Genomic DNA, 21,031 nt, shown 5'->3' with positions numbered 1-21,031 from the left:
CCGGGATGACGGATTGGTTTGGGCTAGTGTTGTTTAGTTCGTCGCCGGCCCGCCGTGCAGATAGTCCACCGTCAGGTGCGTCAGCGCGCGGACGCCCTGAATGAGCCCCTTCTCATCGACGAAGAAGAACGGCGAATGGTTCGCCGCCGCGGTCTTTTCCTCGCCCGGCTTCGAGATGCCGAGGAACAGGAACAGCGACGGGGCGACCTTGCCGAGTTCCGAGAAATCCTCGGCGCCGGTCGACTTCTGGACATTGTCGGTCCACGGCCACTCGCCGGCGACGCGCACCAGCGTCGGGCGCATCTTCGCCGTCAGCTCGGGGTCGTTGGCGGTGACGTCGTAAATCTTCGTCACCTTGGTCTCGGCCTTGGCGCCCGAGGCGGCGGCGATCGAGGTGGCGGTGTGCGCGACGCGCTTGTGGATGTCCTCGCGCATCGCCTCGTCGAAGGCGCGCAACGTGCCTTCGAACACCACTTCGTCGGGGATGATGTTGTAGCGGACGCCGCCATGGATCTGGCCGACCGAGACGATCGCCGGTTCCTTGGTGATATCGAGCTGGCGGCTGACGATGGTCTGCAGACCCGTCACCACCTGTGCCGCCGCGACCACCGGGTCGACGCCGCGCCACGGCAGCGCACCGTGCGTCTGCTTGCCGGTGACGGTCACCGAATAGCTGTCCGCCGACGCCATCAGCGGGCCCGATCGCCAGGCGAGCGTGCCCGTCTCCATGCCCGAAAACACGTGCAAGCCGAACACCGCGTCGACCTTCGGGTCGCTCATCGCGCCCTGCTCGACCATCGCCTTGGCGCCCCAGGTCTTGCCGGTGCCGGCTTCGAAGTCCGACGGGCCTTCCTCGGCCGGCTGGAACAGGAACACCACCTTGCCGGGCAGGTCCTTTTTCATGCCGGCGAGGATTTCGGCCGTCGCCATCAGGATCGCCATATGGGTGTCGTGGCCGCAGGCATGCATCACGGGCACTGTCTGGCCACGGTAGGTGCCGGTCGCCTTGCTCTCGAACGGCAGGCCCGAATTCTCCTTCACCGGCAGGCCGTCCATGTCGGCGCGCAGCGCCACCGTCGGCCCGGGCTTGCCGCCTTCGAGCACGGCGACGACGCCGGTCTTGGCGACGCCGGTCTTCACCTTCAGCCCAAGCTTCTTCAGATGGTCGGCGATGATCTTCGAGCTGCGCACCTCGGCATTGCCGAGTTCGGGGTGCTGGTGGAAGTCGCGGCGCCACTCGATCATCTTGGCTTCGATCGCCTTGGCGGCGGTGTCGGCGGCGGCGGTAGTGGCGGCCGGCGTCGCGGCCTGCGCGGCGGTGCTGAGCGCGACAGCCAGCGTGAGCAGACCCGCGCGAGCAAGCTTCTGGTGCATCATAACCCCCGACTCCCTTTGATCTTTCAAACGGATTGGCACGGGGGCGGCGAGCGGGTCAACGTTCGCCGAGGCCCCCGCCCAGTGCGACATAAAGGTCGACGGCGTTCGACAGCTGCTGTCGCCGCGTCTGCACGACCACCTGCTCGGCAGCGAACAGCTCACGCTCGGCATCGAGCACTTCGATGTAGCCGGCCACGCCGTTGCGATAACGCAAGGTCGCCAGTTCGGCCCGGTCGCGCTGCGCTGCCAGCGCGCGCTGCTGCGCGGTGAGCTGGTCGGCGAGATAGCGCCGTGCGGCGAGGCCGTCGGCGACCTCGCGGAACGCGGTCTGTACGGTGCGCTCATAGTTGGCGACCTGGATGTCCTTGCGCACCTTCGCAAGATCGAGGTTGCCGGCGTTGCGCCCGAAGTCGAACAGCGGGACGGAGGCGGTGCCACCGACCGTCCAGGTGAAGCTGTCATTCTCGAACAACCCCGACAGCGCGGTGCTGGCGAAACCGAGCAGCCCGGTCAGGCTGATCCGCGGGAAGAACGCCGCGCGCGCCGCGCCGATGTTGACGCCGGCGGCGCGCAACTGGTCTTCCGCCGCGAGGATGTCGGGGCGGTTGGTCAGCAGCTCGGACGGCAGGCCCGGCGCGATATTCTCGACGATGCCCTGCTCGGTCAGCGGCAGCGCGGCGGGCAGGGGGGCCGCGACGGGTCCGCCGACCAGCACGTCCAAGGCATTGCGCGTCTGCGCCTGCTGCAGATGCAGCGCCGCCAGCTCGGTCTGCGCCTGCGTCAGCAGGGTTTCGGTCTGGCGAAAGTCGAGCGCCGAGGTGACGCCGGCGTCGAGCCGCAGCCGCGCGATCTCCAGCCCGCGCTCGCGCGCGGTGACAGTGCGCTCGGCGAGCGCGATCCGCTCCTCGATCTCGCGAAGCTGCAGATAGGTGTCGGCAACATCGGCGATCAGGCTGATGCGGAAGGCGCGCTGCGCTTCGACCGTCGCGAGATAGGTGTAGCGCGCGGCGTCGGACAGCGATTTTACCCGGCCCCAGAAGTCGACTTCGAACGAGGCGACGCCGAGGTTGGCTTCGTAGCGCTCGATAGTCGTCGATCCGGTGGTGACGATCGGCGTTCCGGTCCCCGTCCCGCCGCCCGTTCCGGGTCCCGTGCCGCCCGAGGTCACACCGCTCGCCCCGATGCGCGTGCGGGTATAGCCGCCGCTCGCATCGATGGTCGGCAGGCGGTCGGCGCGCGTGATGCGATACTGCGCGCGCGCCTCCTCGATGCGCAGCACCGAGGTGCGCAGGTCGCGGTTGTTCTGGAGCGCCGCGCCGATCAGCGCGTCGAGACGCGGGTCGGCGAAGAAGTCCTGCCAGGCGATATCGGTGGCGCGCGGCCCCGCGTCGGCGATGGGTGCGCCATCCGCCGGATAGGCCGGGGCGGTCGGCATCGCCGGGCGCTTGTGGTCGGGCGCCATCGAACAGGCCGACAGCAAGAGCGCGGCGGCCAGGGGGAGAGCGAACGGCTTAACCATGGGTCGCCTCCGTGGCGGCCGCTTCGTCGCGGCGCTGCTTGCGGCGCAGCAGCAGGCTGCGCACCACGATGAAGAACACCGGCACGAAGAACAGGCCGAGCACGGTGGCGGTGATCATCCCGCCCATCACGCCGGTGCCGATCGCGCGCCGGCCCGCCGCACCTGCGCCGGTGCTGATCGCCAGCGGCAGCACGCCGAGGATGAAGGCGAGCGAGGTCATGATAATCGGGCGGAAGCGCAGGCGCACCGCTTCCAGCGTCGCTTCGTAGATATCGCGGCCTTCGGCCTCGATGTCCTTGGCGAACTCGACGATCAGGATGGCGTTCTTTGCCGACAGTCCGATGATGGTGATGATGCCGATGTTGAAGAACACGTCGCTCGGCATGCCGCGCAGGTAGGCGGAGCCCAGCGAGCCGAGCACGCCCAGCGGAACGATCAGCAGCACCGCGACCGGGATCGACCAGCTCTCGTAGAGCGCCGCCAGCAGCAGGAAGACGATGAGCATCGACAGGCTCAGCAGCAGCGGCACCTGACCGCCGGCCTGCTGCTCCTCATAGGAGATGCCGGTCCATTCATAGCCGAAGCCGTCGGGCAGCTGGTCGACCAGCGCCGCCATCGCCGTCATCGCCTCGCCGGTCGAATAGCCCTCGGCCGCCATGCCCGACAGGCTCATCGACGGATAGCCGTTGTAGCGCTGGAGCTGCGGCGGGCCCGCCGTCCATTCCGCGGTGGTGAAGGCGGAGAAGGGCACCATCTGATCGTCGGTATTGCGCACGCGCAGCCGCAATATGTCCTCGGGCGTCATGCGCTGCGCGGCGTCGGCCTGCAGCAGCACGCGCAGTACGCGGCCCTCGCGGTTGAAGTCGTTGGCGTAGGCCGAGCCAAAGGCGATCGACAGCGTGTTGTTGATGTCGGTGATGGACAGGCCGAGCGCCCGCGCCTTGATGCGGTCGATATGGACGCGCACCTGCGGCGCATCCTCCATGCCTTCCGGCCGGACGCCGACCACCGCCTTGTTCTGCGCGGCCATGCCGAGCAGCTGGTTGCGGGCATTGAGCAGCGCGGGATAGCCCTGGCCGCTGCGGTCCTGCAGGCGCAGCGCGAAGCCGCTCGACGTGCCGAGTTCGGGCATCGACGGCGGGCTCAGCGCGAACACCATCGCGTCCTTGAACTGCATGAACGCGCCCATCGCCCGGCCGGCGAGCGAGCTGGCGCTGTTCTCGACGCCCTTGCGATCTTCCCACGGCTTCAGGTTGACGAACATGATCGCCGCGTTCTGGCCGCTGCCGAAGAAGCTGAAGCCGAGCACCGAGACGACGCGCTCGACCTGCGGCTGCTCGAGCCAGAATTTCTCGGCGCGCTCGACCACCTCCTTGGTGCGCGCCTGCGTGGCGCCGGCGGGCGCCTGCACGACGGCCACGGCATAGCCCTGGTCCTCCTCGGGGAGGAAGGCGGTCGGGATCGAGGTGAACATCAGCGCGACGACGCCGACGACGAGGCCGTAGATCACCATCCAGCGTGCCGGCTTGTGGATCATCCGGCCGACCCGGCCCGAATAGCTGTCGGTCGTGCGGCCGAACCAGGTGTTGAACTTGCCGAAGAAGCCGCGGCGAACATGCCCGCTGTGCGGCTTCAGCAGCGCGGCGCACAGCGCCGGCGTCAGGGTCAGCGCCAGCAGCGCCGAGAAGGCGATCGAGAGCGCCAGCGTCACCGAGAACTGACGGTAGATGCCGCCGGTCGAGCCTGGGAAGAACGCCATCGGCACGAACACCGCGATCAGGACGAGGGTGATGCCGATGATCGCATTCACGATCTGGCCCATCGCCTTGTAGGTCGCGTCGCGCGGATTGAGCCCTTCCTCGGTCATCAGCCGCTCGACGTTCTCGATGACGACGATAGCGTCGTCGACGAGGATGCCGATGGCGAGCACCATGCCGAACAGGGTCAGCACATTGATCGAGAAGCCGAACAGCCACAGGCCGACACAGGCGCCGAGCAGCGCCACCGGCACCACGATCGTCGGGATGATCGTCGCGCGGAAGCTCTGCAGGAACAGGAACATCACCACGAACACCAGCACCATCGCCTCGGCGAGGGTGATCATCACTTCCTTGATCGAGATCTCGACGAAGGGCGTGGTGTCGTAGGGGATCGTCCATTCCATGTCGGATGGGAAATCCTTCGACAGCTCGGCGAGCCGCTCGCGGACGCCGTCGCCGGTGGCGAGCGCGTTGGCGCCGGGCGCCAGCTGGATCGCCATGCCCGCCATCGGCTTGCCGTTGAGGCGCGCCTGCGAGTCATAGGTGGCGGCACCCAGTTCGACGCGCGCGACATCGCCCAGCCGCACCGTCGACCCGTCGGGGTTTGCGCGCAGGATGATCGCGGCGAATTGCTCGGGCGTTGTGAAGCGGCTCTGCGTGACGACAGTGGCATTGAGCTGCTGGTCGGGCGTCGTCGGCAGCGCGCCGATCTGGCCGCCGGTGGTCTGGCTGTTCTGCTCGCGCACCGCCGCCAGCGCTTCCGCCGACGACATGTTGAAGCTGGCCAGTCGCTCGGGGTCGAGCCAGATGCGCATGGCATAGTCGGAGCCGAACAGCTGCACGTTGCCGACGCCCGGCACGCGGCGAAGCTGATCGGCGATCCGCGAGTTGGCATAGTTGCCGAGTTCGAGCGGCTCACGCGTGCCGTTGGGCGAGGTCAGGCCGACGATCAGCAGGAAATTCTCGTTCCGCTGGCTGACCATGATGCCTTGGCGGCGCACTTCCTCGGGCAGCCGCGCCTCGATCTGCGACAGCCGGTTCTGCACGTCGACCTGCGCGATATCGATGTCGGTACCGCTCTGGAAAGTGACGCTGATCGCCGCCGCGCCGTTCGAGTCAGACGACGAGGACATGTAGAGGAAGCCCTCGACCCCGTTCATCTCCTGCTCGATGATCGAGGTGACGTTCTGCTCGACCGTCGCCGCGTCGGCGCCGGGGTAGGCGACGTTGATGTTGACCGACGGCGGCGCGACCGACGGGTACTGCTCGATCGGCAGGCCGCGCAGCGCCAGGACGCCGGCGAGCGCGATGCCGATGGCGATCACCCAGGCGAAGACCGGGCGGTCGATGAAGAAACGGGCGAACATGACTTACTGGCCTTGTGCGGGGGCAGCGGCAGGCTTTGCAGCGGCGGGCGGCTTGGCGCCCGCCACGGTGACGGGCGCACCCGGCTGGACCTTCTGAAGGCCCTCGGTGATGACCCGGTCGCCAGCCTTCAGGCCCTCGCGGATCACCCACAGGCCGCCGCGCAGCTCGCCGACCTTCACCGGGCGCGGCGTCGCCATGCCCTTGGCGTCAATCGTCATCACGCTGGCGCCGTTAGTCGAAAGCTGCACCGCCTTCTGCGGGATCAGGATGCCGTCGGGGCGGACGCCCGCCTCGATGCGGGCACGGACGAACTCGCCTGGCAGCAGGATGCGGCGCGGGTTGGGGAATTCGGCGCGGAGCGACACGGTGCCGGTCGACGGATCGACCGACTGGTCGGCGAAATCGAGCACGCCCGAGCGCTCGTAGACGCTGTTGTCCTCGAGGATCAGCGTCACGCGCGTCTGGCCGATCGCGTTCATCTTCAGCCGGCCGGCCTGCATATCGCGGCGCAGGCGCAGCACCTCGGTCGAGGATTGCGAGAAGTTGACGTACATCGGGTCGAGCTGCTCGACCGTCGCCATCAACGTGCCCTGCGACGCGCTGACCAGCGCACCCTCGGTGATCTCGGCGCGGCCGGCGCGGCCGGCGATCGGCGCGGTAACGGTAGCATAGCCGAGGTTGAGGCGCGCCTGCTCGAGCTGCGCGCGCGCCGAGCCGACGTCGGCTTCGGCCTGTGCGGCGCGGGCGACGGCGGCGTCGAACTCCTGCTCCGAAATGGCGTTGCGCTCGACCAGCGGGCGGAAGCGCTCGACGTCGCGGCGGGCGTTGGTCTGCTCGGCCTGCGCGCGGCGCAGCGCCGCCGACGCCGCGTCCTGCGCGGCGCGCAGCGGGCGCGAATCGATGCGAAACAGTGGCGTGCCGGCGCGAACGTCGGTGCCTTCCTCATAGACGCGGCGCTCGACGATGCCGTCGACGCGGGCGCGCACCTCGGCGGTGCGCACCGCCTGCACACGGCCCGGCAGCTCGATGAGGTTGGTGATCGGCTGGATGGAGACGGTGATTGCCTCGACCTCGACCGGCGGCATCGCCGGGGGAGCTTCGGGTTCGCCGCCGCAGGCCGCCAGAAGGGCAGCCGACAGAAGGGGGAGGGCGCGACGCATAGAGAATCAATCCTTGGGAGAGCGAGGGACGACCGTCGTCATCCGGGGGGAGGGCTCGCTCTTGGCGGCGGGCTGTAATGTATGTTACACTACGGGTCAATAACCATTAAGGATGAGCCCTGGGGTGATCTGCGACGCAACCGCTACCCGCCGAGACAAACGCCGACAGGCGATGCTGGATGCAGCCGGCGAGGTTTTTTCCGAGAAGGGTTTCGAGGCCGCTACGCTCGCCGAGGTGGTCGCGCGTTCGGGCGGCTCGCTGTCGACGCTCTACGAGCTGTTCGGCAACAAGTCCGGCCTGCTCGCCGCGACGGTCGGCGAGCGGTGCGAGCGCTTCTCAAATGTCATCGAAGGCGCGACCTTCTCGCGCGACGATCCGCGCACCATCCTCTGCGAGGTCGGCCGCTATTTGCTCGATCAGATGACGCAGCCCGACGGCATCGCGCTGATGCGCATCATCATCGCCGAATCGCCGCGCCACCCCGAACTCGGCCGCCAATTCTATGAAAGCGGGCCCGAAACCGGTCGGCGCACCATGGCGCGCTTCCTCTCTCGCCTGACCGAGCGCGGGCTGCTCGATGTCGATCATCCCGAGACGGCAGCGGTGCATTTCTTCCACATGCTGGTCGGCGAATTGCAGATTCGCCTGCTCTGCGCGCTGGCGATCGACGGCTACGCCACCCAGGAGCATCTCGACCGCACCGTCGATGCTTTCCTGCGCCTCTACGCCCCTCGCGCAAATGATGTTGCGCCCAGCAGCCTTTCGTGATGTAGTTCGTTACAGAACGATTAAGAGATTCCCTGGGGAGGGAGGATCGATGACGAAGCTTGAGGCGCTCGTCGACACGATTTGCGGGACTGGCGTGCTGCTCACGCCGATCTGGCTGATCTATAAAGTGTCGGTGTTTATCTTCAGTTAGGTTCACGTGAGGGCGTGAACGTAACGAGAACATAAGTCTTGGTGCGTCCACCGTGACGCGCTAGTCAGTTCCATTATGGAAGCCGAGTCGCCCCCGCCCGAGGTGCGCAAGATCATCCATGTCGACATGGATGCCTTTTTCGCGTCGGTCGAACAGCGCGACGCGCCCGAGCTTCGCGGCAAGCCGGTCGCGGTCGGCGGATCGTCGATGCGCGGCGTGGTCGCCGCCGCCAGCTATGAAGCGCGAAAGTTCGGGGTGCGATCGGCGATGCCGTCGGTCACCGCCAAGCGGCTCTGCCCCGACCTGATCTTCGTCAAGCATCGCTTCGACGTCTATAAATCGGTCTCCCGCCAGATCCGCGACATCTTCGAAAGCTACACCCCGCTGGTCGAGCCGCTGTCGCTCGACGAGGCCTATCTCGATGTCACCGAGAATCTGAAGGGCATCGCCTCGGCCACCGAGATCGCGCGCGAGATCAAGGACCGGATCAAGGCCGAAACGGGCCTCACCGCTTCGGCGGGCGTCTCCTACAACAAGTTCCTGGCCAAACTGGCGTCGGACTATCGCAAGCCCGACGGGCTTTACGTCATCCGCCCCGAGGCCGGGCCGGGGTTCGTCGAGGAGCTGAAGATCGGCCGCTTCCACGGCATCGGGCCGAAGACGGCGGAGAAGTTCAACAAGCTCGGCATCTTCACCGGCGCCGACCTGAAGCGGCAGGACGCCGCCTTCCTGCAGAAGCATTTCGGCCGCGCCGGCCTCTATTACCACTCGATCGCGCGCGGCATCGACCATCGCAGCGTCAAGCCGCACCGCGAGCGCAAGTCGGTCGGTTCGGAAACCACCTTCTTCGTCGACATCGGTGAGCATGATGCGCTCGCCGAAGCGGTGAAGCCGCAGGCGGAATCGGTGTGGCGGCATTGCGAGCGGGTGGGGCTCACCGGCCGCACCGTCACCCTCAAGATCAAATATGCCGACTTTCAGATCATCACGCGCAGCAAGAGCGGCGGCAACGTCGCCGACTATGCCGAGCTTGAGCGGATCAGCCTGCAGCTGGTCGCCGAGCTGATGCCGCTGCCGAAGTCGGTGCGCCTCGTCGGCGTCACCCTGTCCAACCTCGCCCCAACCGCGGCAGTCGAAGCGGCGCCGCAGCTCAGCCTGGCTATTTAGCGGCGTCGGATACGGTCTTGCCCGCCGATTCGAGGTCTTTGCCGAATCCCTGCATTGTGTTGCAGGCGGCGAGCAGCATCGTGGCAGCGAGGATTAGGATAGCGCGAGTCTTGGTCATGGCTTCCCCCATATTGGTGTTTCGGCGCACATAGCGGCCGCTGGCTGAAGGTGAACTGAACGCATGTCGCAGGCGAAACGATGACGGGAGTGCTGGTGGCGGCCGGCGCGGGGCTCGGCCTGCTGGTCGGCAGCTACCTCGCGACGCTCACCCTGCGCTGGCCGCAGGGGCGGACGACGAGCAGCGGCCGTTCGGCGTGCGACGGATGCGCCCGGCCGCTTGCCTTCTATGAACTGGTGCCGCTGCTCAGCTTCGCGGTGCTGCGCGGTCGCTGCCGCACCTGCGCCGCGGCGATCGACCAGCGCCACCCGCTCATCGAGATCGCCGCCGCGCTGATCGGCGGCGCCGCGCTCTGGGCCAGCCCCGACATGCACGGCTTCCTCGGTGCGATCTTCGGCTGGGCGCTGCTGACGCTCGCCATCCTCGACCTTGAGCATTTCTGGCTACCCGATGCGCTGACCCTGCCGCTGATCCTTGTCGGCCTGGCGCTCGGAGTCGGCTTCGCGCCGTCGCTCACCGACCGGCTGATCGGCGCGGCGGTCGGCTGGTCGCTGCTCGCCGGTATTGCCTTCCTCTATCAGTACTTGAGGGGCCGGCAGGGCCTCGGCGGCGGTGACCCCAAGCTGTTCGCCGCGATCGGCGCCTGGCTTGGCTGGGTGGCCTTGCCGCTCGTGCTCACCACCGCCGCCTTGATCGGCCTGCTGGCGGTAGCGGTGGCGCGCCTGCGCGGTCGCGAGATTACCGGGGCGACGCGCCTGCCGTTCGGGGCGCCGCTCGCTATCGCCGGATGGCTGATTTGGTTGGCCGATTCCGTGGCGCGGCCTGTAATCTTGCAGTAACGTTGCTGTCACAGAAGCGACAGGCCACGCCGGTATCGGCAGGCTCTTCCGGGGAAAGCATCCGACCAGATGTTGTTGCGATTCGACGAGCGTGCGCGCCGCCTGCTGAAGGAGCTGCCGCACCGCTACGCCTATACCGGCGCCGAGCTACTGCTGCTGACCTTCGTGGCGCTGCAGCTGGCGCGCCTTGTCTGGACGGTGGCGACCCCGGTCGAGCCGCTGGGCAACTGGCGCGCGCCCGCGCCGACCGCCGCCCCCGCCGAAGCGCCGGTACTGCGCGAGTTCGACCCCTTCTTCCGCACCGCGTCGGACAGCGGCCCGGTCGCGGTCACCAGCCTCAACCTCAGCCTGCTCGGCACCCGCGTCGACACCGTCTCCGGCCGCGGCTCGGCGATCCTCGATGTCGGCGGCACGCAGCAGAGCTTCCTCGTCAACGAGGAGGTCATGCCCGGCGTGAAGCTTCAGGCCGTCGACTTCGACAGCGTCACCATCGCGCGCGGCGACACGCGCGAGAAACTCTATCTCGACCAGTCGGCCGTCCCCTCGACGCCGCCGGTCACGCCCGGAAACATGATCATGCCCGACATCGCCACCCAAGGCGCCGCCGTTCAGGTGCCGCCGCCCTCCATGAGCGCGCCGCCCCCGGTGTCGCCGACCCCGCAGCCGGTGCCCGCCCAATGAACCGTCGACTGACCCTTTTCACCGCCATGGCGCTGGCGCTCGCCGTTCCCGGCGCGGCGCAGCAGACCGTCAACCTGCGCGACGCCGATGTGCGCGCCTATATCCAGGACGTGTCGCGCGCCACGGGCCGCACCTTCATCATCGACCCGCGCGTCACCGGCAAGGTGACGGTGGTTAGCGAACGCCCGCTGGGGCGCACCGAATATTTCGAGCTGTTCCTCGCCACCCTGCGCGCCAACGGCTTCGTCGTGGTGCCGGCGACCGGTGGCGCCTACCGCGTCCAGCCGGCGTTCACCGCGGCGTCGAGCCCGACGGTGCGCGGCGGCGGCGACGACCGCTTCGTCACCGAGGTGATCCGCCTCGACGCCATCGACGCCGCCTCGGTTATCGAGACGGTGCGGCCGCTGGTCAGCAAGGACGGGCAGGTGACGGCGAACCGCAGCGGCAACGCCATCGTCGTCGCCGACTTCGCCGACAATGTCCGCCGCGTCCGCGCGCTGCTCGGCCAGCTCGACCGCGATCGCGCCTCGACCCGCGTGCTGCCGCTGAAGAATGCCGGCGCGCGCGAGATCGCGCAGTCGCTGACCCAGCTGGTCGGCCCGCGCGGCGAAGGCAATACCGGCGTGTCGATCGTCGCCATCGACAGCTCCAACTCGCTGGCCCTGCGCGGCGACCCGGCGGCGGTGGCGCGCCTCGCGCAGATCGTCGACGACCTCGACAAGCGCGCCGCGGCGGGCACCGACGTGCGCGTGCTGTTCCTCGAACATGCCGACGCCGAAAAGCTGCTGCCGGTGCTGCAGCAGCTGGTCGGGCAGGCAGTGACGATGTCGTCCTCCTCATCGACCCCGGGCGGCGCGACCGCCAGCAGCGCTTCGGCGCCGGCAACCACCACCTCGATGGCGTCGTCGGGCGGCGCTGCCGTTGTCGGCGGGCCGGGCGGCACCGCCCGCGCCGTCGTCGCGCGCTATGAAGGCGCCAACGCGCTGATCATCGCCGCGCCCAGCGACATGCAGCGCACACTCGGCGAAGTGGTGCGGCAGCTCGACACCCGCCGCGAGCAGGTGCTGGTCGAGGCGATCATCGTCGAGATTTCCGATCAGGCGGCGCGCCGCCTCGGCGTGCAGTTCCTGCTCGCGGGCGAGCCGGGCAGCAACATCCCGTTCGCCGCCACCAACTATTCCAACGCCGCGCCCAACATCCTGACGGTTGGTGCAGCGATCGCCGCGCGTGAGCTCAACACTTCCACGACGACGATCGATTCCGGCACGGTGACGACCACCACCAGCGGCGGAGTCAGCGACCAGCTTGCGCAGGCGGCGATCAACTCGATCATCGCGGCGGGCGGCGGCTTCGGCGGCATCGCGACCAACGTCGGCCGCAACGGCGTGTTCGGCGCGATCATCAACGCGGTGCGATCGGATACCGAAAGCAACATTCTGTCGACGCCGTCGGTGATGACGCTCGACAATCAGGAAGCCAAGCTGCTCGTCGGCCAGGAGATCCCGATCACCACGGGGCAGGCGCTCGGCGACAATTTCGACAACGCCTTCCGCACCGTGCAGCGCCAGAATGTCGGCATCCAGCTCGAGGTGAAGCCGCAGATCAACGCCGGCGGCGCGATCAAGCTGTTCCTCCGCCAGGAAGTCAGCTCGATCGCCGGGCCGGTGTCGAACGACAACAGCGAGCTGATCCTCAACAAGCGCGAGATCGAAACGACGGTCACCGTCGACGATGGCGAGATCATCGCACTCGGCGGCCTGCTCGACGACAACGAGCGCAAGACCATCGAGCGCATCCCGATCCTGTCGAGCATCCCGGGCCTCGGCGAGCTGTTCAAGTCGCGGGCGCGCTCGCGAACCAAGACCAATCTCATGGTGTTCATCCGCCCGACCATCCTGCGCTCGAAGGCCGATGCGCAGCGGCTCGCCGCCCAGCGCTATGGCTATGTGCGCGATCAGCAGGTGCAGCAGAACCCGAAGCTGGAGCCGACGCTCGAAGAGCTGGTGCGCGATTACATGGGTACCACCGCCCCCGTCGCGCCGCCGCCCGCTCCGACGCCGACCGCCGCGCCGCCGACCGTGCGTCCGGCGCCGGTGCCCGGCACGACGAGCAGCACCACGACGACCACGCAGCCGGCGATCATCATCCCCGAGGTGAAGACCACCACAACGATCATCCAGACGCCGGTCCCGCCGAAATGACCGAGCTGCTGCCGACGCTGCCCTATGGCTTTGCCAAGCGCTTCGGCGTCGTCGTCATCGACCGCGGCGAGGACAAGGTGCAGGTGGGCCTCCGCGCCGGCGAGGACCCGCGCGTGCTGGCCGAAGTGCGCCGCGTGCTCGGCGCGCCGCTCACCGTCGCCGTCGTCGAGCCGGCGCGGTTCGACCGGCTGCTCTCCGACCGCTACGCGACCAGTGGTCTCGCCGCCGACGCCGCCGCCTCGATCGGCGGTGACGAACTCGGCCTGCTGGTCGACGGCATCCCGTCGGCGGAGGACCTGCTCGACACGCAGGACGACGCGCCGATCATCCGCCTGATCAACGGGCTGATCGCCGAGGCCGCGCGGCAGGGCGTGTCGGACATTCATATCGAACCCTATGAGACGGGCCTCGTCGTGCGCATGCGCGAGGATGGTGCGCTCGCCGAGCGGCACCGGCTGCCGGCGAACGTCGCGTCGATGGTGGTCAGCCGCATCAAGGTGATGGCGCGCCTCGACATCGCCGAGCGGCGCGTGCCGCAGGACGGGCGCATCGGGCTGACGCTCGGCGGCAAGAGCCTCGACGTGCGCGTCTCCACCCTGCCGTCGCGCGCCGGCGAGCGGGTGGTGATGCGCCTGCTCGACAAGGACAATGCCGGCATCGATCTCGACGCGCTCGGCATGCCGGCAACGATCAACCGCCATTTCCGCGCCGCGCTCGCCGAACCCAACGGCATCGTGCTGGTCACCGGCCCGACCGGCTCGGGCAAGACCACCACGCTCTACGCCGGCTTGCGCCTGCTCAACGACGGCTCGCGCAACATCCTCACCGTCGAAGACCCGGTCGAATATGCCGTCGAGGGGGTCGGCCAGACGCAGGTCAATCCGAAGGTGGGGTTGAGCTTCGCCGCCGGCCTGCGCGCCATCCTGCGCCAGGACCCCGACGTCGTCATGGTCGGCGAAATCCGCGACCGCGAGACCGCCGAGATCGCCATCCAGGCGTCGCTCACCGGCCACCTCGTGCTGTCGACCGTCCACACCAACGACGCGCCGGGCGCCATCACCCGGCTGCGCGACATGGGCATCGAGCCCTTCCTGCTCGCCTCGACCCTGCGCGCCGTCGTCGCGCAGCGGCTGGTGCGGCGGCTGTGCCCGTCGTGCCGGGTGGCCGTCCCCGCCGATGCGGCAGTGGCGGCGCTGCTCGGCGTCAAGGAAGGCACCACTGTCTATCGCCCCGGCGGCTGCAGCGAGTGCGGCGGCACCGGATTCAAAGGCCGGATGGGCGTGTTCGAAGTGGTGCGCGTCACCGACGAGATCCGCAAATATGTGCTGGCGGGCGACGAGGCCGGGATGGCTGCCGCCGCCTTCCGCGAGAACCCCGCGCTCGAAGGCGCGGCGCGGCAGCTCGTCCTTGAGGGCCTGACCGTCGCAGAGGAGGCGATCCGCGTGTCGCGCGGGCAGGCCGTCGATGCCTGAGTTCAGCTACGCCGCGATCGACACCGCCGGGCGCGAGCGGCGCGGCCGTGTCGCCGCGCCCGATGTCGAGGCGGCGCGCGCGCAACTGCTCGACCGCAAGCTGTTCCCGGTAAAGATCGAGGATGCGCGCACCGCCGAGGCCGCGCCGCTGCTCCAGCGCAGCATCAGCTTCCGCCGCCGCCTGTCGGCCAAGCAACTCACCCTGTTCACCCGCCAGATCGCGACGCTGTCGCAGGTGACGCCGCTCGAAGAGGCGCTGCGCACGATCACCAAACAGTCGGAGCAGGAGCATGTCCGCCGCGTGCTGGCGCGCGTCCATGCCGGCGTCGTCGAAGGCCGGCGGCTGTCGGAGGCGATGGGGCTGGAGGCGTCGAGCTTCCCGCCGCTCTACCGCGCGATGGTGTCCGCCGGCGAAAGCTCGGGCACCTTGCCCGACATCCTCGAACGCCTCGCCGATCTGCAGGAGCGGCAGGCGGTGGTCCGCGGCAAGGTGCTCGCCGCCATCGCCTATCCCGCCTCGCTCGCGGTGGTGGCGACGCTCGTCGTCATCTCGCTGATGATCTTCGTGGTGCCGAAGGTGGTCGAACAGTTCGACGACATGGGCCAGCAACTGCCGCTGCTCACCCGCATCGTCATCGCCATCTCCGAATTCCTGTCCGGCTATTGGTGGCTGCTGCTCGGCGTCATCGGCCTGTCGGGCTTCCTGCTGTGGCGCGCGCTGAAGAATGAGGAGTTCCGCCTGCGCTTCGACCGTCGGCTTTTGACTCTGCCTTTGCTCGGCCGGCTCATCCGCGACCTCCACGCCGCGCGCATGGCGCGAACCCTCTCGACGATGGTCGCCTCCAAGTTGCCGTTGATCGAGGGCCTCGCGCTCACCACGCGAACCGTCAACAACCGCGCGCTACGCCTCGCCTCCGAAGAGATCGTCGAATCGATCCGCGAAGGCGGCAGCCTCTCGGCGGCGATGCGGCGTAGCGCGGTGTTCCCGCCTTTGCTCGTTTACATGGCGGCGGGCGGCGAGAGCAGCGGCCGGCTCGACCTGATGCTCGAGCGCGCCGCCGACTATCTCGAACGCGAATTCGACAGCTTCACCGCGACGGCGCTCTCGCTGCTCGAACCCGGTGTCATCATCGTGATGGGCGGGGTCGTGGCGATGATCGTGCTGTCGATCCTGCTCCCCATTCTCCAGCTCGACACGCTGGCCGCCACATGAGGAAGAGTATGTCCCAGAACCGTGACGAAGAGGGCTTCACCCTCGTCGAGCTGATGGTGGTGATCGTCATCATCGGGCTTCTCGCCACCGTCGTCATCGTCAACGTCCTGCCCAGCCAGGACCGCGCGATGACCGAGAAGACCAAGGCCGATATCGCGCTGATCGAGCAGAGCCTCGACCGCTACCGGCTCGACCATTTCACCTACCCCAAGACCGAGGAGGGTTTGCAGTCGCTGATGACCGCGCCGGCCTCGGTCGCGCAGACCGGCCGTTACCCGAACGGCGGCTATCTGCGCCGCCTGCCCAACGATCCGTGGGGCCGGCCCTACCAGTATCGCGCGCCGGGCCGGCAGGGGCCGTTCGACGTGTTCTCCTTCGGTGCCGATGGCCAGGAAGGCGGGGATGAAGAGAACGCCGACATCGGCAACTGGGGATAGGTGAGCGCCGCGGCGAGCCCCCTCCACCCTGCTCCGCAGGGTCCCCCTCCCCGTTCCGGGGAGGATGAGCGCGCATGCCCTGCTCATCCTCCCCGGAACGGGGAGGGGGACCGCCGCAGGCGGTGGAGGGGTAACCCCGGCGAACAAGGCTTCACGCTCGTCGAGCTGATGGTGACCATCGTCATCCTCGGCCTCGCGAGCGCGGCGGTCGCCCTGGCGCTTCCCGACGGCAGCAGCGAGCTGCGCGGCGAGGGCGAGCGGCTGGCCGCGCGCCTGTCCGCCGCGCGTGACGCCGCCATCGTCGGCGGCCGCGACATGGCGGTGAAGATCGATGGCGGCGGCTACCGGTTCGAGGTGCGGCGCGGCGGCGTCTGGCTGCCCGCGCAGGGCGGCGCCTTCGGCACGCGCCGCTGGCCCGCCGGCACCATGGTGACCGGCAGCGGGGTCAGCGAAGGGCGCGTGGTGTTCGACGTGACCGGCCTCGCGACCCCCGCCGTGGTGCGGCTGTCGCGCGACGGCGCGGCCTCGCGGGTGACCGTCGAGGCGGCGGGGGCAGTGCGCGTCGATGCGGGATGACGGCTTCACCCTTGTCGAGGTGCTGGTGGCGCTGGCGATCTTCAGCCTTGCTGCGCTCGCGTTGCTGCGCCTGCAGGGCGCGGCGTTCGGTACCGTCGCGCATCTCGACGAGAAAGCGATCGGCGGGATCGTCGCGCGCAACGTCGCGGTCGAGGTGCTGACCGATGTGTCGCCGCCGGCCGTCGGCAAGGAAAGTGGCGTCGAGCGCAACGCGGGCCGCGACTGGGCCTGGGTGCGCGAGGTCAAGAGCACCGCCGACACGCGGCTGCAGCGCATCGACATCGCGGTGATGAACAGCGCCGGCACCAATGTCGCGGCGGTCACCGTCGTGCGGCGGGCGGTGATGCTGTGAAACGCAACGGCTTCACCCTCGTCGAGCTGATGGTCGCGCTGCTGATCTTCGGGCTGCTGTCGGCGAGCGGCGTCGCCTTGCTGGCGTTCAGCGTCGACAGCCGCGAGCAATCGACCGCGCGTGTCGAGGCGCTGTCGGCGGCGCTGCGCACCCGCTCGCTGCTCACCTCCGATCTCGCCCAGGCCGCGGTGCGCCTGTACCGGCGCGAGGACGGCAGCCTGTCGCCGGCTTTCCGCGCCGGCGAGGGCGAGCTGCTGATGGCCTTCGTGCGCCGCGGCTGGGCCAATGAGGATGCCGCCCCGCGCGCCTCGCTGCAGCGCGTCGAATATCGCCTGCGCGAAGGGCGGCTGGAGCGTGTCGCCTTCGCGCACGTCGACGGCGGCAAGCCGGGCCCGACCGCGGTGCTGCTGTCGGGCGTGCGCTCGATCACCGTGCGCTACCGCATCGACGGCGAATGGCGCGATCGCTGGGACGCGGTGCGGCCCGAGCTGCTGCCGCAGGCGATCGAGACGGTGGTGGTGCTGGAGAATGCGCCCGAGCTGCGCCAGCTCTTCCTCGTCGGCGCGGGCCTGTCATGAAGCGAGGGCAGGAAGGCGCGGCGCTTTTGTCGGTGCTGCTGCTGGTCGCCGTGCTTGGCGGCATTGCGGCGGCGTCGTTCGACCGCATGCGCCTTGCCACCAACCTCGAATTCAACGCCGCCGCGCTCGAACAGGCACGCAACTTCGCTGTGGCGGGCGAACTGCTGGCCACCACCCGCATCGACGACCTCATGCAACGTGACCCCGGCCGTACCACACTGGCAGGGGACTGGAACGGCCGCACCACCGTGCTGCCGCTGCCCGTCGGCGAAGCGCGGGTCACGGTGCGCGACGGCGGCAACTGCTTCAATCTGAACTCGGTGGTGATGAACGACCCGCCGTCGCCGCGCGTCATCCGCCCGCGCGGCGTCCAGCAGTTCGAGGCGCTGATGGTCAGCCTCGGCCTGCTCGGCGGTGATGCGCGGCGCGTCGCCATGGCCACCGTCGACTGGATCGACACCGACACTGTGCCGGTGCCCGGCGGCGTCGAGGACGAAGGCTATGATGGCGGCGAGGATCCCTATCGCACCGGCAATACCTTGCTCGCCGAGGTGAGCGAGCTGCGCGCCATTGCCGGCGTCACGCCGGAAATCTACGAGCTGCTGCGTCCCTGGGTCTGCGCGCTGCCGACCACGGCCTTGTCGCCGATCAACATCAACACGCTGGCCCCCGAACAGGCGCGACTGATCGCCATGATGATGCCCAATGACCTCGACCAGAATCGCGCGCAGGGCATGCTGGCGCAGCGGCCCGAAGCCGGCTGGAACGGCAGCTACGATTTCTGGCGCCTGCCGGCGCTGCAGGGGCTGGTGCCGATGGCCGATGTGCTGGAGCAGCCGCAGGTGCGCACGCGCTGGTATCAACTCGACATGCAGCTTCGCGTCGGCGAAGCGGAGCTTCACGAAACGGCGCTGATCGACGCCTCGCGCCCGCCGGCGCGGGTGGTCGCGCGGCGATGGACGGCGGACGAATGAGCCAATTGCTGGTCTTTTTGCGCGGCGAGGATGATCTCGCCTGGGTACGCCTCGACGACGACGGCGCGATCGTCGCGCGCGGCGCGTCGGCGCCGGTCGCCGAGCCCGACGACAAGGTCGTCGCGGTGGCGCCGGGCGAGGCGGTGACGCTGCATTGGGTGGAGATGCCCGATCTCGCGCCCGCACAGGCGATGGCGGCCGGGCGGTTGGCCGCGGTCGACGTGTGCGCCGCGCCGCTGGGCTCGGCGCATGTCGCGGTCGGGTCGCGCGATGACGAGGGCTATTACCCGCTCGCCGTCACCGACGCGGGCGTGGTCGCCGGCTGGCTGGCGCGCTGTGCGCTCGCGGGCCTCGACCCCGACCGGATCGTCGCCGCGCCACTGCTGCTCCTGCCGCCCGAAGACGGCGTCGCCGCCGCCGAGGCGGGTGACCTGCTGCTGGTGCGCGGCGCACGACTGGCCTTCGCCGCCGAGCCCGAACTCGCCGCGATGATGATCGGCGAGGCGGTGCCGGCGAAGGTCGACGCCGATGCGTTCGAAGCCGGATTGGCCGCTGCGCTCGACGCACTGCCGGTCAATCTGCGGCAGGGCGCGTTCGCCAAGACGAAGCCGTGGCAGGTCGACGGCAAGCGCCTGCGCCGCGTCGCCGGCTTCGCCGCGCTGGCGGTGCTGCTCATGCTGCTCGTCAGTCTCGCGCAGCTGTTCCGCTACAACATCGCCGCCGACATCGCCGAGACGACGGTGGCAACCGAGGCGAGGGCGCTGCTGCCGCGCGACGCCGATGTCTACGACCCGGTGACGCAGGTGCGCGCGCACATGGCGGCGCAGGGCGGGGCGGGGGGCTTCTCGGCCACCGCCGCCGCGCTGTTCGCCGTGCTTCGCGATACGCCCGGCGCCGAGGTGACCAGCCTGCGCTACGATCCGGCGGGCGGCCTGTCGGTCGCCGTCGCCACCGCGCAGGGCGGCGATCTCCAGACCCTTCAGGACCGGCTGCGCGCCGCCGGCTACGAACCCACCACCGGCGCCATCCGCAACGAGGCGGAGCGCGCAGTCACCGATATCAGCGTGAGGCCGCGATGATGGCAATGTTCAACAGCTGGTGGCGCGAACGCAGCGACCGCGAGCAGCGCATGCTCGCCGGGCTCGGCGTGCTGCTGGTGATCGTCGTCGGCTGGCTCGGCATCATCCGCCCGCTCGATACCGCCACCTCGGCAGCGCGCGAGCGCCACGCCCGCGCCGTCGTCGCCTTGGCCGATCTGCAGGAACTGCGCGACCGCGCGGCGCGGGCGACCAACCGCCCGCAGCTGCCGCTCGACGAGACGCTCGCGCCGTTCGTGACGCGCAGCGCCGCCGACGCCGGCATGACCGTCGAGCGGCTGGAGGCGGAAGGGTCGCATCAGGTCAAGGTCAACATCGCCGCCGTCCGTCCCGCCGCCTTCTTCGGCTGGGCGCAGCGGCTGGAGGTGCAGCATGGGCTGATCGTCCACCAGATCGCGGCGTTCCGCAACGCCGACACCACGATCGCGGTGCAACTGACGGTGCGGAGGCCGGCCCGCTGATGCGTATCCGTCTCCCCTTGGGCCGCTGGCTGTTCCTGTTCGTCGCCTTCCTGGTGATGCTGCTGCTGACGGTGCCGCTGCGCATCGCGCTCGACAAACTGGGCTTTGACGAGCGCGGCCTTGGCGCGCGCAGCATTACCGGCACCTTGTGGTCGGGCACGCTCACCGAGGCGCGGCTGCGCAGCGTGGCGCTCGGCGATCTCGACGCCGGCCTGTCGATCCTGCCTTTGTTCATCGGGCAGGCGCGCATGTCGCTCGAAACCCCGGCCTGGTCGGGGACGCTGGTCCAGTCGGGCAACAGCGGCGGCGTATCAAATCTCAACGGCAAGCTCGGGCCGGAGGCGCTGGCCTCGGGCCTGCCGGTCAACGCCGTCGAGTTCGAAGGCGTCAACGTCACCTTCCGCGACGGCGTCTGTGCCGAGGCGGCCGGCACCCTGCGCATCGAGCCGCGCGCCACCAATCCGGCGGTCGCCCGCCTCGGTCAGCTCGCCGGGCCGCTGCGCTGCGACGGCGATGCGGTGCTGGCGCCGTTGGTATCGGGGTCGGGGCAGGAGCGGATCGACTTCCGCGTGTTCGGCGACGGCCGCTATCGCCTGTCCTTGATGGTGCCACCGGGGGACCCGGCCACCACCGCCGCGCTCACCGCCGCCGGCTTCGCCGCGACCGCCGACGGCCTGACGATGACCAGCGAAGGGTCCTTCTAGAGCGGGATGACGCTACACGGAAGCATACCCTGAGTTGGCGAGATAGTTGGCGCACTC

The 21,031-nt window shown here is 69.1% G+C and carries 20 protein-coding genes; 15 read left to right on the top strand and 5 right to left on the bottom strand.

Features of this window, described 5'->3' with window-relative positions:
• Positions 1 to 33 precede the first annotated feature (33 nt).
• Genes ACFOMD_RS00100 through ACFOMD_RS00085 form a run of 4 tightly spaced genes read right to left on the bottom strand, consistent with a single transcriptional unit; the run spans position 34 to position 7,184 of the window.
• Positions 34 to 1,377, bottom strand: a complete 1,344-nt coding sequence (locus tag ACFOMD_RS00100) for an amidohydrolase (RefSeq protein WP_380854939.1) — start codon at positions 1,375 to 1,377, stop codon at positions 34 to 36.
• A gap of 55 nt (positions 1,378 to 1,432) precedes the next feature.
• Positions 1,433 to 2,896 carry an efflux transporter outer membrane subunit gene (locus tag ACFOMD_RS00095; RefSeq protein WP_380854936.1) on the bottom strand — a complete coding sequence of 488 codons (1,464 nt, stop codon included), beginning with the start codon at positions 2,894 to 2,896 and terminating at the stop codon, positions 1,433 to 1,435.
• Complete coding sequence (locus ACFOMD_RS00090; RefSeq protein WP_380854933.1) at positions 2,889 to 6,023, bottom strand: multidrug efflux RND transporter permease subunit; 3,135 nt, start codon at positions 6,021 to 6,023, stop codon at positions 2,889 to 2,891. The genes ACFOMD_RS00095 and ACFOMD_RS00090 overlap by 8 nt, the downstream gene beginning before the upstream one ends.
• A 3-nt stretch (positions 6,024 to 6,026) precedes the next feature.
• Entirely contained in the window at positions 6,027 to 7,184 is a 1,158-nt protein-coding gene (locus tag ACFOMD_RS00085; protein ID WP_380854930.1) for an efflux RND transporter periplasmic adaptor subunit, read from the bottom strand.
• Positions 7,185 to 7,356: 172 nt separating this feature from the next.
• Between ACFOMD_RS00085 and ACFOMD_RS00080 the strand changes: the two genes are divergently transcribed.
• Together ACFOMD_RS00080 and dinB are read left to right on the top strand one after the other, a co-directional pair.
• Positions 7,357 to 7,953 (top strand): TetR/AcrR family transcriptional regulator, encoded by a 597-nt coding sequence (locus ACFOMD_RS00080; protein WP_380854927.1) that lies wholly within the window; start codon positions 7,357 to 7,359, stop codon positions 7,951 to 7,953.
• A gap of 226 nt (positions 7,954 to 8,179) precedes the next feature.
• Positions 8,180 to 9,271, top strand: a complete 1,092-nt coding sequence (dinB, locus tag ACFOMD_RS00075; protein ID WP_380854924.1) for a DNA polymerase IV — start codon at positions 8,180 to 8,182, stop codon at positions 9,269 to 9,271.
• Here the strand turns inward: dinB and ACFOMD_RS00070 are convergent.
• Positions 9,264 to 9,389 carry an entericidin A/B family lipoprotein gene (locus ACFOMD_RS00070; protein ID WP_380854921.1) on the bottom strand — a complete coding sequence of 42 codons (126 nt, stop codon included), beginning with the start codon at positions 9,387 to 9,389 and terminating at the stop codon, positions 9,264 to 9,266. The genes dinB and ACFOMD_RS00070 overlap by 8 nt on opposite strands.
• A gap of 80 nt (positions 9,390 to 9,469) precedes the next feature.
• Between ACFOMD_RS00070 and ACFOMD_RS00065 the strand changes: the two genes are divergently transcribed.
• The 13 genes from ACFOMD_RS00065 to gspN all read left to right on the top strand — a co-directional run bounded on the left by ACFOMD_RS00065 (position 9,470) and on the right by gspN (position 20,974).
• Entirely contained in the window at positions 9,470 to 10,228 is a 759-nt protein-coding gene (locus ACFOMD_RS00065; RefSeq protein WP_380854918.1) for a prepilin peptidase, read from the top strand.
• 69 nt (positions 10,229 to 10,297) lie between these two features.
• Entirely contained in the window at positions 10,298 to 10,909 is a 612-nt protein-coding gene (locus tag ACFOMD_RS00060) for a type II secretion system protein N (RefSeq protein ID WP_380854915.1), read from the top strand.
• A complete protein-coding gene (gene gspD, locus ACFOMD_RS00055) occupies positions 10,906 to 13,110 on the top strand; it encodes a type II secretion system secretin GspD (RefSeq protein WP_380854912.1) in 2,205 nt (734 codons plus the stop codon). The genes ACFOMD_RS00060 and gspD overlap by 4 nt, the downstream gene beginning before the upstream one ends.
• On the top strand, positions 13,107 to 14,582 hold the full coding sequence (locus tag ACFOMD_RS00050; protein WP_380854909.1) for a GspE/PulE family protein: 1,476 nt from the start codon (positions 13,107 to 13,109) through the stop codon (positions 14,580 to 14,582). Before gspD ends, ACFOMD_RS00050 begins: the two co-directional genes overlap by 4 nt.
• On the top strand, positions 14,575 to 15,795 hold the full coding sequence (gene gspF / locus ACFOMD_RS00045) for a type II secretion system inner membrane protein GspF (RefSeq protein WP_380854906.1): 1,221 nt from the start codon (positions 14,575 to 14,577) through the stop codon (positions 15,793 to 15,795). The genes ACFOMD_RS00050 and gspF overlap by 8 nt, the downstream gene beginning before the upstream one ends.
• A gap of 8 nt (positions 15,796 to 15,803) precedes the next feature.
• Positions 15,804 to 16,232 (top strand): type II secretion system major pseudopilin GspG, encoded by a 429-nt coding sequence (gene gspG / locus ACFOMD_RS00040; protein WP_380854903.1) that lies wholly within the window; start codon positions 15,804 to 15,806, stop codon positions 16,230 to 16,232.
• Positions 16,233 to 16,808 (top strand): GspH/FimT family pseudopilin, encoded by a 576-nt coding sequence (locus tag ACFOMD_RS00035; RefSeq protein WP_380854900.1) that lies wholly within the window; start codon positions 16,233 to 16,235, stop codon positions 16,806 to 16,808.
• Positions 16,798 to 17,160 carry a type II secretion system minor pseudopilin GspI gene (gspI, locus tag ACFOMD_RS00030; protein ID WP_380854897.1) on the top strand — a complete coding sequence of 121 codons (363 nt, stop codon included), beginning with the start codon at positions 16,798 to 16,800 and terminating at the stop codon, positions 17,158 to 17,160. Before ACFOMD_RS00035 ends, gspI begins: the two co-directional genes overlap by 11 nt.
• Complete coding sequence (gene gspJ, locus ACFOMD_RS00025) at positions 17,157 to 17,738, top strand: type II secretion system minor pseudopilin GspJ (protein ID WP_380854894.1); 582 nt, start codon at positions 17,157 to 17,159, stop codon at positions 17,736 to 17,738. Before gspI ends, gspJ begins: the two co-directional genes overlap by 4 nt.
• Positions 17,735 to 18,712 carry a type II secretion system minor pseudopilin GspK gene (gspK, locus tag ACFOMD_RS00020; protein WP_380854891.1) on the top strand — a complete coding sequence of 326 codons (978 nt, stop codon included), beginning with the start codon at positions 17,735 to 17,737 and terminating at the stop codon, positions 18,710 to 18,712. Before gspJ ends, gspK begins: the two co-directional genes overlap by 4 nt.
• On the top strand, positions 18,709 to 19,791 hold the full coding sequence (gene gspL / locus ACFOMD_RS00015; protein WP_380854888.1) for a type II secretion system protein GspL: 1,083 nt from the start codon (positions 18,709 to 18,711) through the stop codon (positions 19,789 to 19,791). The genes gspK and gspL overlap by 4 nt, the downstream gene beginning before the upstream one ends.
• Positions 19,788 to 20,270 (top strand): type II secretion system protein M, encoded by a 483-nt coding sequence (locus ACFOMD_RS00010; RefSeq protein ID WP_380854885.1) that lies wholly within the window; start codon positions 19,788 to 19,790, stop codon positions 20,268 to 20,270. The genes gspL and ACFOMD_RS00010 overlap by 4 nt, the downstream gene beginning before the upstream one ends.
• Positions 20,270 to 20,974: a type II secretion system protein N gene (gene gspN, locus ACFOMD_RS00005; protein ID WP_380854882.1), complete on the top strand. Its 705-nt coding sequence runs from the start codon at positions 20,270 to 20,272 to the stop codon at positions 20,972 to 20,974. Before ACFOMD_RS00010 ends, gspN begins: the two co-directional genes overlap by 1 nt.
• Positions 20,975 to 21,031 lie beyond the last annotated feature (57 nt).

Origin of the sequence: Sphingoaurantiacus capsulatus (assembly GCF_042648405.1) — a bacterium.
GTDB lineage: Bacteria > Pseudomonadota > Alphaproteobacteria > Sphingomonadales > Sphingomonadaceae > Sphingoaurantiacus > Sphingoaurantiacus capsulatus.
This window is presented reverse-complemented; position numbering and strand designations above follow the sequence as displayed.

Bases quoted from the DNA above. Each gene is read 5' to 3' on its own strand.
- gspI (WP_380854897.1), top strand. From the start codon at position 16,798: ATGCGGGATGACGGCTTCACCCTTGTCGAGGTGCTGGTGGCGCTGGCG.
- ACFOMD_RS00050 (WP_380854909.1), top strand. From the start codon at position 13,107: ATGACCGAGCTGCTGCCGACGCTGCCCTATGGCTTTGCCAAGCGCTTC.
- ACFOMD_RS00095 (WP_380854936.1), bottom strand. From the start codon at position 2,896: ATGGTTAAGCCGTTCGCTCTCCCCCTGGCCGCCGCGCTCTTGCTGTCG.
- gspN (WP_380854882.1), top strand. From the start codon at position 20,270: ATGCGTATCCGTCTCCCCTTGGGCCGCTGGCTGTTCCTGTTCGTCGCC.
- gspG (WP_380854903.1), top strand. From the start codon at position 15,804: ATGTCCCAGAACCGTGACGAAGAGGGCTTCACCCTCGTCGAGCTGATG.
- gspD (WP_380854912.1), top strand. From the start codon at position 10,906: ATGAACCGTCGACTGACCCTTTTCACCGCCATGGCGCTGGCGCTCGCC.
- gspL (WP_380854888.1), top strand. From the start codon at position 18,709: ATGAGCCAATTGCTGGTCTTTTTGCGCGGCGAGGATGATCTCGCCTGG.
- ACFOMD_RS00080 (WP_380854927.1), top strand. From the start codon at position 7,357: ATGCTGGATGCAGCCGGCGAGGTTTTTTCCGAGAAGGGTTTCGAGGCC.
- ACFOMD_RS00070 (WP_380854921.1), bottom strand. From the start codon at position 9,389: ATGACCAAGACTCGCGCTATCCTAATCCTCGCTGCCACGATGCTGCTC.
- gspK (WP_380854891.1), top strand. From the start codon at position 17,735: ATGAAGCGAGGGCAGGAAGGCGCGGCGCTTTTGTCGGTGCTGCTGCTG.
- ACFOMD_RS00090 (WP_380854933.1), bottom strand. From the start codon at position 6,023: ATGTTCGCCCGTTTCTTCATCGACCGCCCGGTCTTCGCCTGGGTGATC.
- ACFOMD_RS00085 (WP_380854930.1), bottom strand. From the start codon at position 7,184: ATGCGTCGCGCCCTCCCCCTTCTGTCGGCTGCCCTTCTGGCGGCCTGC.
- ACFOMD_RS00060 (WP_380854915.1), top strand. From the start codon at position 10,298: ATGTTGTTGCGATTCGACGAGCGTGCGCGCCGCCTGCTGAAGGAGCTG.
- ACFOMD_RS00065 (WP_380854918.1), top strand. From the start codon at position 9,470: ATGACGGGAGTGCTGGTGGCGGCCGGCGCGGGGCTCGGCCTGCTGGTC.
- gspF (WP_380854906.1), top strand. From the start codon at position 14,575: ATGCCTGAGTTCAGCTACGCCGCGATCGACACCGCCGGGCGCGAGCGG.
- ACFOMD_RS00010 (WP_380854885.1), top strand. From the start codon at position 19,788: ATGATGGCAATGTTCAACAGCTGGTGGCGCGAACGCAGCGACCGCGAG.
- dinB (WP_380854924.1), top strand. From the start codon at position 8,180: ATGGAAGCCGAGTCGCCCCCGCCCGAGGTGCGCAAGATCATCCATGTC.
- ACFOMD_RS00100 (WP_380854939.1), bottom strand. From the start codon at position 1,377: ATGATGCACCAGAAGCTTGCTCGCGCGGGTCTGCTCACGCTGGCTGTC.